The 12,802-nt window shown below is 33.0% G+C and carries 14 protein-coding genes; 5 read left to right on the forward strand and 9 right to left on the reverse strand.

The features are described 5' to 3' along the window. Positions 1-3 precede the first annotated feature (3 nt). Positions 4-1,029, forward strand: coding sequence for a zinc-binding dehydrogenase (locus NZ923_03635; GenBank protein ID MCS7229112.1), 1,026 nt, complete (start codon positions 4-6; stop codon positions 1,027-1,029). On the opposite strand, the gene NZ923_03640 is transcribed toward NZ923_03635, so the two are convergent. The 7 genes from NZ923_03640 to idi all read right to left on the reverse strand — a co-directional run bounded on the left by NZ923_03640 (position 1,007) and on the right by idi (position 7,388). Beyond that, positions 1,007-1,720: a lycopene cyclase domain-containing protein gene (locus NZ923_03640; protein MCS7229113.1), complete on the reverse strand. Its 714-nt coding sequence runs from the start codon at positions 1,718-1,720 to the stop codon at positions 1,007-1,009. The two genes, NZ923_03635 and NZ923_03640, sit on opposite strands and share 23 nt — an antisense overlap. Further along, positions 1,717-2,190, reverse strand: a complete 474-nt coding sequence (locus NZ923_03645; protein ID MCS7229114.1) for a sterol desaturase family protein — start codon at positions 2,188-2,190, stop codon at positions 1,717-1,719. Before NZ923_03645 ends, NZ923_03640 begins: the two co-directional genes overlap by 4 nt. Before the next feature lie 7 nt (positions 2,191-2,197). Further along, the gene (locus NZ923_03650) at positions 2,198-3,340 is read right to left on the reverse strand and encodes a hypothetical protein (protein ID MCS7229115.1); all 1,143 of its coding nucleotides are present in this window, start codon (positions 3,338-3,340) and stop codon (positions 2,198-2,200) included. A 56-nt stretch (positions 3,341-3,396) separates the two neighbouring features. After that, complete coding sequence (locus NZ923_03655) at positions 3,397-4,239, reverse strand: phytoene/squalene synthase family protein (GenBank protein MCS7229116.1); 843 nt, start codon at positions 4,237-4,239, stop codon at positions 3,397-3,399. Further along, a complete protein-coding gene (crtI, locus tag NZ923_03660) occupies positions 4,236-5,705 on the reverse strand; it encodes a phytoene desaturase family protein (GenBank protein MCS7229117.1) in 1,470 nt (489 codons plus the stop codon). Before crtI ends, NZ923_03655 begins: the two co-directional genes overlap by 4 nt. A gap of 71 nt (positions 5,706-5,776) precedes the next feature. Further along, complete coding sequence (locus NZ923_03665; GenBank protein ID MCS7229118.1) at positions 5,777-6,679, reverse strand: MerR family transcriptional regulator; 903 nt, start codon at positions 6,677-6,679, stop codon at positions 5,777-5,779. Positions 6,680-6,851: 172 nt separating this feature from the next. Next, positions 6,852-7,388 carry an isopentenyl-diphosphate Delta-isomerase gene (gene idi, locus NZ923_03670; protein ID MCS7229119.1) on the reverse strand — a complete coding sequence of 179 codons (537 nt, stop codon included), beginning with the start codon at positions 7,386-7,388 and terminating at the stop codon, positions 6,852-6,854. Positions 7,389-7,481: 93 nt separating this feature from the next. On the opposite strand from idi, the gene NZ923_03675 reads away from it, so the two are divergent. Next, positions 7,482-8,507, forward strand: coding sequence for a zinc-dependent dehydrogenase (locus NZ923_03675; protein ID MCS7229120.1), 1,026 nt, complete (start codon positions 7,482-7,484; stop codon positions 8,505-8,507). Here NZ923_03675 and NZ923_03680 read toward each other — a convergent pair. Then, positions 8,504-10,078 (reverse strand): Ig-like domain-containing protein, encoded by a 1,575-nt coding sequence (locus NZ923_03680; protein ID MCS7229121.1) that lies wholly within the window; start codon positions 10,076-10,078, stop codon positions 8,504-8,506. The genes NZ923_03675 and NZ923_03680 overlap by 4 nt on opposite strands. 139 nt (positions 10,079-10,217) lie before the next feature. Here NZ923_03680 and NZ923_03685 point away from each other — a divergent pair, with 139 nt between their 5' ends. From NZ923_03685 to NZ923_03695, 3 genes are read left to right on the forward strand one after another with little or no spacing between them, the layout of a single operon-like run. Then, positions 10,218-10,568, forward strand: a complete 351-nt coding sequence (locus NZ923_03685; protein MCS7229122.1) for a DUF2703 domain-containing protein — start codon at positions 10,218-10,220, stop codon at positions 10,566-10,568. Positions 10,569-10,604: 36 nt separating this feature from the next. Then, a complete protein-coding gene (locus tag NZ923_03690) occupies positions 10,605-11,438 on the forward strand; it encodes a class I SAM-dependent methyltransferase (protein ID MCS7229123.1) in 834 nt (277 codons plus the stop codon). Positions 11,439-11,458: 20 nt separating this feature from the next. After that, complete coding sequence (locus tag NZ923_03695; protein MCS7229124.1) at positions 11,459-12,253, forward strand: YwiC-like family protein; 795 nt, start codon at positions 11,459-11,461, stop codon at positions 12,251-12,253. Here the strand turns inward: NZ923_03695 and NZ923_03700 are convergent. Further along, complete coding sequence (locus NZ923_03700) at positions 12,218-12,799, reverse strand: archaemetzincin family Zn-dependent metalloprotease (GenBank protein ID MCS7229125.1); 582 nt, start codon at positions 12,797-12,799, stop codon at positions 12,218-12,220. The genes NZ923_03695 and NZ923_03700 overlap by 36 nt on opposite strands. Positions 12,800-12,802: the final 3 nt, after the last annotated feature.

A 12,802-nucleotide genomic window follows, 5' to 3' on the forward strand; every position in this document is an offset into this window, starting at 1 on the left:
AGTATGTTAACCGCATTTCTAATTGACATTGGCAAGATAGAGATAAAACAGGTTGAGATTCCAAAACCAGCGGATGGTGAAATAGTAATACAAGTAAAATCAGCTCTTACTTGTGGAACTGATTTGAAAATGTATCTTCGTGGATATCCGAAATTTAATTTCCCAATGCTCTTCGGGCATGAATGTTCTGGAATTGTTTATAGAGTTGGTTCGGGAGTGAAAAATTTTAAAGAAGGTGACGAGGTGATGTTTGCAAATTCGGCTTCCTGTGGCGAATGTTATTATTGTAAACGAGGAGATGAAAACCTGTGCATTAGTTTAGTCAACAACATCTTTCTCGGTGCATATTCAGAATTTGCCAAAGTTCCAGCAAAGATAGTTCAGAAAAATATGTTTATTAAGCCTAAGGAACTCTCATACACTCAATCAGCTTTTCTGGAACCAATTTCCTGTATTATGAACGGAATAAGAAATTTAAATTTGTTTGAAAAAGATACAATTTTGATAATCGGTGATGGGGCGATCGGATTGATGTTTACGCTTGCGATAAAAAAATTTTTCAATGTAAACTTGATCGTTGCGGGTAAACATCCGGAACGATTAGAGATTGCGAAAAGATTCGGCGCAGATGAAATTATAAATTCATCTGAAATTGATTTGACACAAAGATTGAATGAAATTACAAACGGTATTGGTGCAAATTCCGTCATTGAATGCACCGGAAAACCTGAGGTTTGGGAAAAAAGCCTTGACCTTGTCGCAAAAGGAGGTCAAATAATTTTATTTGGAGGTTGTCCATCTGGAACAAAAGTAAAATTTGATGCAACGAGAATTCACTATGATCAGATCACAATAAAAGGAATCTTTCACTTCACATCAAAAGATGTTAAAAAGGCCTATGAATTTCTATATGACAATTCAAACGAACTTCTTCAACTTGTTAGCGGTAGGTATAAGTTAACTGAAATTAATGAAGTATTTAATAAACTTGTAAACCGCAATGGTATCAAATATGAAATTGTGCCTTAAGATTTTTATTCGCCTTTAACAAAAGATATGTTACGCCGATATTTAGAATGATCAACGAAAAAGTATATAAAAAGTCTTCCACAGGTATCCTTAAAAACCTATATCCAAGTATCTGACCATCATTATACCAGACAATAGGTTCGGGGGTATATGAGCCTGTGAGAGTTCCATTGACGATCACGAATGGAACAAGAATAATAAAATACGAGATTATAAACTTTCGCATAAATTTAGCAAAATCTGAACGAAATAATATAAATGTTATAAATGTGCTTGCTAAAGTAAAGATTCCAATTACTTTTGTGTAGATCCCAGATTGAATTGAAAAAACAAGTGAGATTAGTAATATCAATCCAAGCGGGAGTAAATATAGATCTGATTGTATATCCTTTTTAAATCTTTCCCAAATAACAAAGTGGGTGAAAATACAAGCAAACGGTATGCATATAAAGAAAAGATATTCTTCAATCGGCAAGTTAAAAATTTTATATCCCAAGATATATTTCTCGTTAAAGCCCCATATCCCAAGTTTCACAAATATGTGATCCCAAATTATGAACGGCATCATCACAATTAAATTACTAAATAACATAAATGGAAAAATCTTGTATAAGTTAATTTTGGGGTGAAAGCCAGCTATAAGTGGAATTATAACCGATAATAAATCAACTAATAGATACGCCGTTTTCATATTTTGTTTTTTCTATCTTTAAATGCCGATTTGTAGTATTTAATTGGAAATAAATATACAAAGCCAAAACATTCAGCGTTATCTTTTTCAAGATTTTTATGATGCTGTTTGTGTGCCCTGACTACCGCTAAAAAATATGGATTTTTTACCTTTTTGAAAAGTTTTATTCTTTGATGCGATAAAACATCATGCATTAAGAAATACAATACTCCATAAGCAGTCATTCCAATTCCGATCCCTAAAGTTATCTGATTTTTGCCGATCACGCCAGAATATATAAAAGCTATGCTAACCAAAGCGAAGAATAAGACGAAAAGATCGTTTTTCTCAAGTCCCTTTTTAGGATACTTTTGATGATGGTCTTTGTGTAGAATCCATAAAAAACCGTGCATCACATATTTGTGTATCATCCAAACTATAGGCTCCATCAAGATAAGCGTTACCAATGATGTTATAAATGTTTGCGTCATGATCTCTTTAGTTGAATTTATTTTTGATGAATTCAGAAAGATAACTTTTGAATTTCGTTATTGATTTATTCACATCAAAAAGATCTGACATTTCTGTTAGCAATCCGCTTCGTCTTACGGCTATCCACTTTTCAAGTATATCTATAATGGATTTATCGTTTCTGTAGATCTCACCAAGACCAAATTTTTGAATTTGATATGAAAACCAGTATTGCTCAATATGGCTTGGGATCATTATTGACGGAACTCCACTTCTTAAAAAAGAATAAACAGTTCCGTTGCCACCGTGGCATATGACAACATCTATTGCGTTGGATATTTTACTTATGTTTACATATCTAAATTTTTGTGCTTGATCTATATTTAGGCGACAGGCTAAATCGCCAAGTAAAATAACATTAAATTTTTCACTTAGATTTAGCTTTTCAATGAATAAAAATTTTTTCAAATCACCGCTACTTCCGAGTGTTATAGCAATGTTTGGTTTGCTATCACTAAATGTGGGGAGATTGTCATTGTCTTGAACATTGAGGTCATAATAAACAGGACCGATAATTTTGACTTTGTGATTTTCTTCTATTGGGAAAATTTCCTTTGGGTCTAGTAGAAAGACCGTTTCTCCTTCATACTCTTCAAAAAGATGATCTTTGGTTGTTAGTTTAAGCTCTTTTCTTACGATATTAAAAGGTGAGTGGAATTTCTTCAAAAAGATGTTTTCCCCTGTTGAAAGTATGTAATTTCTTTTTTCTTCTGGAATTAGCTTAAATAGTATTTTGAGAAATACTTTAAGGGCGAAATTTAAATAAGATAAATCCGTGTGTCTTTCGTTATAGTACCGTGTCATATATGTGTTGACAAGCGATATATGTGGTATATTAAGATATTCACAAGCCAACGAAGCGAAGATATTTGAGTCGGAAACCACTATGTCTGGTTTGATTTTTTCCAAATTTTTTATCAATCTGGAAAAATTAAGTTTTATGTTTTCTTCGTCTATCCATGAGAAGTCAAATTGTTTGATCCTTTTCAGCAGATCTTCTTCATCATTTGAGTTAAGGTGATATGTAAAACCATGATTTTCAACAAATTTGGCATAATTTGGACTTACCAAAAAAACTATTTCTAATTCATTCCCCAGGGATTTTGCCAATGTTGTGCATCTTCCAACATGAGATAGCAGGTTAAATGGTATGAAGAGTAATCGTCTCACATCTTAAAAATTTTATTTTTAACGATAGCCATCAAAGCAATAGCAAGTTTTTTTAGATTTGAAATTCTTATTCTTTTCGTTTTAAATACTTCAATTGGCGTCTTTTTAATTTTGTTCAACAAAGATTTATAATAAAGATACGCAACGAAGACGCCTAATTTAGCACTTGATGGCAATCTTTTGATACCTTTTAGTGAAAAGTCTAATTCGTTTTTAATATCGTCTATTATCATTTGCATCTGGCTTTGCGAGATATTTTTTAGATCTAATCCGTTGAAATATCGCCTATTGAGGACAATGTTATCGTATCTTAAATCTCGCAGAAAATTCACCTTCTGAAAAGCTGATCCAAGTTTGATTGCATAATCTTTGAGTTCCTCGTACAGTTTTTTATGTCCGTTTGTAAAAACAGCCAAGCACATGAGCCCAACTACTTCTGCCGATCCGTAAATATATTGCTTTAGTTCCTTATCGTTATATTCATTCATGTAAATATCCATTTCCATGCTCTTGAAAAATGCTTCTATGAGATCTTGGTTTATTTTATACTTATTCACTGTCGCTTGAAAACTATGCAGTATTGGATTCAGGCTGAATCCATCTGAGATCGCTTGGTATGTTTGCTTTTTAAATTCGTTTAGAAGTTTAACTTTATCTTTATCATGAAAAGTATCAACGATTTCATCAGCCAATCTTACGAATCCATAAATTGCGTATATATCTTGCCTTATCTTTTTATTTAGCAAATATATCCCTATTGAGAATGAAGTACTATACAAATTAGTAATTGTCTTACTACAATTGTTGCAAAATCTATCGTAAATTTCACGATAGTTCATATTTGACCTTTATTTTTTATTATGAAATCAGAAACAATGGTTCCAGAAATTATGGCTGGTGGGACTCCAGGACCTGGGACTGTTAAGTGTCCAGCATAAAATAAATTTTTAAGTTTTCTATTTCTTATTTTGGGTTTCAAGATAGCTGTTTGTAAAAGTGTGTTTGCTAATCCATAGCAATTCCCCTTATAAGCGTTGTAATCTTTTACGAAATCGCTCGGTCCGTAGGAAATTACAAATTCAATAGAACTTTTTATTTTTTCACCAGTTAATTTCTCAAACTTTTCTATCGCATAATTAAGATAGTTTTCCTTAATTTCTTCATTTTCGTAAAGTCCTGATGGAACGGGTATGAAAATATATAAACACTCTTTGTCTGGAGGTGCTAATTCTGGTTCGGTAATTGACGGTATATTGATATAGACCTGTGGCTTTTGCGGGAAAGCCTTTTCTTTGTAAATGCTATCTATGTGTGCCTCAAATTCTTCATCAAAAAATAAAACATGATGTGGAAGATTTGATAGTTTTTTGCTTAATCCAATATAAAATAAAATCGCCGACGGAGTAAATTTTCTACTCTCCCAATATCTCTCGGAATAATTTCTATACTCTGGTGGCAATAACTTTTCAGAGTGATAATAATCTGATGTCGCTATTATTACATCAGCTTTTATTTTTTCACCTTCTACTATCACACCCTTTGCTTTTCCGTTGTCCACTATTATTTTTTCAATCGGTGAATTAAAATAAAACTCAACTCCATTTGAGAGAGCGAGATTATACATTGCCTCAACAACCTTTCTAAAACCGCCGATCGGATACCAAGTTCCCAATTTGATATCTGCGTAGTTCATAATAGAATATAAAGCTGGCAGCTCATATGGATTGCCACCGAGAAAAATAAGAGGAAAGCGAAGAATGCTTATAATTTTTTCATTTTTGAAATTATTTCGGATATATTTCCCGAACTTTTGGAAAAGGTTAAGTTTCGCGGCGTTTGATATGAATTCAAGGTTTAGATATTCCGACAATTTTAAGTTTGGATAGTAAATAAATTTTGAAGTGCTTAATTGGTATTTTTCTTCCGATTCATTAATGAATTCAACTAATTTCTGGCTTGAACCTGGTTCTAATTTTTCAAATAGTTGGATTATTCCTTCAAACTCAGCTGGTAAATCCACATAATCATTTTCAGCAAAGTAAACTCTATAAGATGGATTTAATCTAATTAATTTATAAAAATCAGATGTCGTTTTGCCGAACCTATTGAAAAATCTTTCAAACACATCTGGCATCCAATACCAAGTCGGACCCATATCAAAATTGAATCCATTGAAACTTAAATATCTTGACCTGCCTCCGGGTATAGAGTTTTTTTCAAAAACTTTTACTTTATATCCAGCGCTAGCTAAAATAGCTGAGGAGGCAAGTCCCGAGAAACCAGAACCAATAATTACTATATCCATAGTGCAAAAGTAAATGCGAATTTTGTTTAACTAAATATAAAACTTTGTTAAACAAAATACAAATTGGGGTTTTATTTAAGGTTGGCGATAAAATTTTTGAAGTCCGAGATGTCCACAAAGATATATAGATTAGGAAGTCCCTCTAATTTTAGATTTTTTGCTTGTTTCCCTATAACTATGATTGATTTCTTAGTTGAATTAAGCAAGCTTTTTATTTTCTTTTTGAGCAAGCATTGCTCCATTGGCGAAACGAAAGAGGTTAAAACATAATCTATTTCTGATATTTTTTGAGATATTAGAATTACATCCTTAATCGGGGTTGCTTGACCGAGGTATATTACTTTATGTCCATATGATTTTATTATAAATCTTGCAAATAACAGACCAATTTCGTGAAGTTCATCTTCCCATAAAAACAACAAAAATGTTCTTGGATTGTCCGCGGGGATGTTTTCTTTTTCAAGTTTTATAATTTTGTCTCGTATTATGTTTGAAAATAAGTGTTCTTGTCCAGCACATATTGTTTCTGATTGCCAAAACAATCCGATTTTTTCAAGCACCGGTATAAGAACTTTTTCAAAAGTGGTTTCAAAACCGTAGATGTTTATTGTTTCATCAATTATTCTGTTAAGTTCGCTGATGTTTAGTTCAATGATGCTTGATATAATTTTTATTTTGGTGGTTTCTAAATTTTTCTGTATGTCAATCAGATCTTCTTTTGCTATTTCATCTATTTTTTGTTTCAATGGTTTTCTTGATAGTTGGGCTATCTTAGAAATTTTTAAACCTTGATGGTAGAGTGTCGCTATGTTTAAAAATTTCCTGAAATCATTGATGTTATAATATCTGATGTTTCGTTTCCCGCGCCTTGGATTAAGTAGTTTATATCTTTTTTCCCATATCCTTATGGTATGAGATTTTATGCCAGTTGCTATCTCAAGGTCAGTAATTGAAAATTTGTCTTTTATGAGCATACGCAGATCGGCAAGTAAATTTTAAACTCTGTTATTAATTTATGAAAAATTAAAAACTATTTTCTACACTTAACCTTGAATTCAGGTATCGTAAGGTAGTTGGGGAATTTGAAGCTCTTTGTGAGCAAGCTGAAAAATAGTAACTGGATTCTTAGTATTGCGGCGAATTTTGTTATCGGTTTAATTTTTGAATGATTCCGATAAGTTTTTCTGAATATTCTTCAAGGATCAAGCGAAACCAAGGTGTGTATAAGTTTGGATTTTGTTTTATATCAGAGAAAAGAAAATCAAGTTTTTCATGTTTTACATTTGCAACTTCAGTTAAATCTGGTTTTATCGGTCCATCGTAAAATCCGTAGAAAAGCGTGTTATACTCATGTTCAATTAAATCACCAACATTTAGTTTATATTTGATTATTCCAAATTTGTTGATTTCGCATTTTATTCCGAGTTCCTCTAATAATCTTCTCTTTGCTGCGGTTTTGAAGCTTTCGCCGGGTCTTGGATGCCCACAACAGGTATTGCTCCACAGAAGGGGTGAATGATATTTGTTTTCCGCTCTTTGTTGTAAAATTAGATTGCCGTTTTTATCAAAAATAAAAATTGAAAAAGCGCGATGAAGCACACCTTCTTTGTGTGCTTTTAGTTTTTCCATTATTTTGAGCTTACGATTAAATTTATCAACCACAACAACATATTCTTTGCCCATCTTGTTGTTATCTTTGTTATATAAATTTTGAATGTGGATTTTTCATCGCTAAATTATTCAAAATTAAAATTTTAACAAAATTTGTATCGCTAAATGAAAGTTGCAAAGTTGTATGATTTTGGTGATATAAGGATAGAAGATGTTCCTATACCTGAAATCGGGGAAGATGAGATGCTAATTAAAGTAAAGGCGTGTGGAATTTGCTCTGGTGATGTGATGAAATGGTATATAAAAAGAAAAGCACCGCTTGTTATTGGGCATGAGTTTTCAGGTGTCGTTGTTGAAGTTGGAAAGAGAGTTTTAAATTTTAAGCCTGGTGATAGGGTCTTCGTTCATCATCATGCGCCATGTATGAACTGCAGATATTGTAAAAAGGGAAATTATGTAATGTGTGATGTGTGGAGAAACTCTAAAATAATTCCAGGTGGAGTATCTGAGTTTGTTAAAGTTCCTGCTGTTAATTTAAGAAATGATACTTTGAAATTACCTGATGATGTTTCATTTGAAGATGGTGCGCTTGTTGAGCCAGTGGCATGTTCTGTTAAGGCGTTTAAAAGGTCTGGGTTAAAAAGCGGAGATTATGTCGCAGTTCTTGGGCTTGGATTTATGGGGCAGGTAAATGTTAAACTTGCAAAATTTTACGGTGCTGAAATTGTAATAGGGATAGATAAAGTAAAATATCGGCTTGAGAAAGCAATTGAGAACGGTGCGGATTATGTATTTGACTTTACTTTTGAAAATGTGAAGGAAAAAGTTTTTGAGATCACAAATGGCTACGGAACGGATGTCGTTATAGTTGGTCCAGGAACAGTTGAAGCGATTTATTCAGGACTTGAGCTTGTCGCAAGGGGTGGGAAACTTGTTTTATTCACGCCAACGCCTGAGGATGCAAAAATTGAAATAAAACCACATGATATTTATTTTAATGAAATTACAATAATTCCAAGTTATTCTGCTGGTCCAGATGATACGAGCGAGGCGCTGAATTTAATAAGCAAAGGAGTTATAAAAGCTGAAAACTTTGTAACTCATAGATTTAGCATAGAGAAAACATTAGATGCCTTCTTGCTAACTGCAAGTGCAGGTGAATCTTTAAAGTGTATGATAGTTTTTGATTAAAATTTTATGTTTATATTTTCAGTTGTCCATCTTGCTCTGACTTTTACGGTGTCTTGGTAAGTTGTAAATTTTTCAGGAGGTAGAAACGGGAAAACTTTTCCATAGTCATACTTACCGTTCCCATTTGAATCAATAAATGCCTCAATTAGATATTTACCTTGGGGAATCTGATCAATTGTGAATTTTGAGTTACATTTTGCTTTTGTAGTAAAATTTTTTTTCCTTGAGGTTTCCGTTGCAATGATTATAATTTGTGAAACAGTATCTTCGCAAGCTACGCTTCCTTCTATTCCACCGAAGATTAATGGATCAACCGTTCTAAAAACCACTTTTAATGTATCTTTTTGAATATTGTTACTAATATCGCGAAGATTTGAAACGATGAGTGTGTAAAGCTCATTGGATTTTAGCTGGTTTTCAGGATAAATCGTGAGCTTGTTTAAATTTTTTTCAATTTTAATTTTGGTTTCGTTTCCTGATGAGTCAATAAGTTTAACATCAGGTGTGTTGTTTATAATGTCATCGTAGAATAGTTTTATTTCTGGCTTAAGAGTTACATCGTTTTCGTTTTGTGATGGTGATGAAAAAATCAAAGATGGTGGGGTTGTATCTGGAGGGAGGTTATTTGAAATTTCAATCGTGTATAAACTGATTTCATTCCCTGAAAGATCTTTGATTCCTGATATCAAAAGATTGTATTTGTTTGTTGTGTTAATCTGTTCTTGCAAAATTAAGATCAATTTTGTGCTATCAGGGTAAATCTGCGGTATTAGTGAAAGCGTTTCTTGATTATTTTTTAGAACTTTTATTATTGCTTTTTCTGGATTAATTTTTTCCGAAAATTTCAAAAGTATATGAAGATTGTCAACTACATTTGACGATGAAATAAAGGGTTGACTTGTGTCTTCAATCGTTGTCTTGAAAAGTATGTTTGAAGCAACTGGTCTTTGCTTACTGATTTCAATATCTTCCCAGAAAAGACCGTATTCATCTTCGCTTGGATCATAGAGTAGATTTTTTATTTTATCGTTTATTGCAAATAATCTATATTTTCCAAATTTTATAAATTGAAATCTGAAAGTCCCATCTTTTCCTGCTTGAGTTACATAATCTGGCTTTGTGCGAATTGGCGTAAGTGTGTCTGGATTTATATCGTTAATCCGATATGCGAAGACCATAAAATTTTCCTTCTGTGCGAAGATTTTGCCTTCAATTGATCCTGAATCAATTTCCGAACCAGTTGAAAACGCAAGTGTGAAAGATTCTTTCATTTTGTTTCCAGCATTTAAATCTCTAATCTCAGTTCCGAAAGTTACAACATAAGTTGTGTTATCTTTAAGTTTTCCGGGGAAATTGATCCTTAATTTTCTTCCAGACCATTTATATTGAACTTCACCAGTGATGTAAGGGGATATATAAATCGCTTCTTGAACGGAGCGTTTGTCAACATATTCGTTAAATTCAACTTCAATGTGATTGTCTCTGAAATTAAGAGCGCCATTCTGTGGATAAGTCTTAATTATCTTTGGTGGTTCTGTATCTGGTGGACCGCCAGAGGGTGGAATTTGCACAGCACATCCGAATAGAATCAGAGTGAAAAGTAAATGTAAAATGTTTCTCATTTTTCGTTGATTCAGGTTTTGGTTAGGTTTTTGAAAAATTTAAAAAATCTTTTTAAGATAGAAAAAACGATAAATCAGCTGTCGGTATATGAAAATTCAATTGCTTTACTTTTCAGGTTGCCCAAATCTTGAACTTGCGCGAAAGAATTTATTTGAAGCTATAGAAAAGTCAAAGATAAAGCATTATCATATTGAGGAAATTGAGTTAAAAACGGAAGAGGAGGCATTGAAATATAAATTTCCTGGCTCACCGACGATAAGAATAAATGGTGTGGATGTTGATTCATCTTATATTGATAATGGGAATTATGGGCTTGTGTGTCGGCTATATAAAGTTGGTGAGAAGTTTTACAGCGCGCCAACCGTTGACATGATAAAGGAAGCAGTTGAAGATGCTAAATTTTATGAAGGAATAAAAGAAGCTGGTGGATGTTGTTGAAAAATTTTTTGAAACTAATCAATTGTTAATTAGAAATTGGCAGAAAATGGGAAATTTGAGACATACGGGAAGGTTCAATCAATTACTGAATTTTACGATGAGCTTTCGGAAGATTATGGAGATATGATTGAATTTTCGGAAAAGATAGAAAGTGAGATTGAAATTTTTTCAGCGATCGTTGAAGAATATAAAATTAAAAAATGTCTTGATGCGGGGTGTGGAATAGGACTTCATTCAATAATTCTTTCAAAACTTGGGGTTGATGTCGTTGGGATAGATGTTTCAATGTCAATGATTGAAAAGGCCAAGTCTTTTAGTCAAATGTTTGGCGTGCCATCAAAGTTTGAGGTTCTTGACTTTTCTACGATAAAAGATAAATACAGAGAGAATTTTGATCTTGTTTTGTGTCTCGGTAACACTTTACCACATCTTCTAAATGAGAGGGATTTGCTTGTTGCCTTGCGCAATTTTCACAATGCTTTAAAAGATAATGGGATTTTAATACTTCAAATCTTGAACTATGATAGGATCATGGAAACTGAGGAAAGGATAATAAATATCCGTGAGACGCCGAAAAAAATTTTCGTGAGGTTCTACGATTTTGAGCCAACAATAATTGGTTCCCCGAGTTTGAAAGTTTTTGAGATAAGAAAAGATTTCTTGAAGTTCAATGTCTTGATAATTGATAAGACCAATAACTATTCGTATAAGCTCTTGACCACGAGAATAAGGCCAATTAAGAGTGAAGATCTTTGTAAGAAACTTAACATGGTTGGATTTAAGGAGGTTAAAGTTTTTGGGAATCTTTTGAAGGAGGAGTTTAATCCGAAGGAATCAAGAAATGTTGTTGCTATTGCGAGAAAGGTTTAAAAAACTAATTAAGGGGAGCAATGGTTATATTTCCAAAAGAACATGGTTCTTGGGCTATTTTGCTTATACCGTTTTTAATAGGTGCAAAAGTTGGAGGTAAGTTTGATATAAAAACAATTCTCTTTCTTGTCTCTGTTCTTTCTATTTTTCTTTCTTATCAACCAGCGTTGATGCTTGCTAAGTCAAGATTGAAAATTTCCTCCGAAAATGTTAAGGATGCTATGAGTTCATTTTTGATTTTTATACCTTTTGCTGTGATATCGTCGCTTATTTTGATTTTTTATTTCAATCTTTACGGTTTGCTTATCTTCGGTGGGATCGGTGTAGTGGCTTTTTTAATTCAGCTATATCTTGCTAAATTAAATCTTGACAAAACATATGGGGGACAGATTTTCGCAACAGGTGTTCTTGTTCTAACAGCGCCTTCGGCTTACTATGTTGGTGTTGGTCGGTTTGATCCCTTGATGTTTCATCTTTACTTTTTATGTTTAATGTTCTTTGGAAGCGGAATTATTTATGTGAGAATGAAAATATCTGCACTTGCAACAAAGAAGGAAAAATTTACATTTGGCGAGAAAATTTTCATAGGGCGATATAACCTTGCTTATCATCTTGCGATTTTATTTCTTATTATTGTGCTTTTCATTCGTGGTTCAATAGGTTGGTTGACATTTGCTGGATTTCTACCTGTGATAATCCATTCAATCATGGGGACATTTATGTTGGAGCGTAAGGTGATTTTCAAGCGACTTGGATGGATTGAGACAATTTATTCAATTTTATTTGCCATCGTGATAATCATTGAATTTGGATGAAATTTGCCAAAATAATTTTTCGTAGCAATCATTGCAAAAGTAAGGTGATTTTATATCAACTTCTTCAACGGAAGTTGATGGGTGCATGACACATAGATAGTTTTCGCAATGTAAAAGTCCAAAGTTATGTCCAAGTTCGTGAACCGCTTCTTTTAAAAGTCGTTCTTCTGTCAGTTTCCTGTTCTCTTGGAAGCCATATGCAATTTCATTTAATCTAAAGGTTGAAACTACAGAAATTTTCCCTCCAAGTTGTGCTTCACCAAATACATAAGTTAAGACAGGAATGAATAAGTCAACTGAGATGACCCCTAAAACTTTTCCATTGAAGTTGTTAAATTTTTCAGACAGGATTGAAATTATCTTTGTTGAATTGAATTGGTAACGAGAGCTGTCATAGGCGGAAGAAAGGTTCAAATGATTTGTATTGTCAAGAATAACATCGCATTTGAAAATTTCTCTGATTGATGGGACAAGGGTAAGCACGAGTGAAAAATCAACTGGATATATCGGAACGATAAGGATTTTGTTTAATTTCGGGGAAGTCATTGA

The sequence above is a fragment of the Candidatus Kryptonium sp. genome (assembly GCA_025060635.1).
Lineage (GTDB): Bacteria > Bacteroidota > Ignavibacteria > Kryptoniales > Kryptoniaceae > Kryptonium.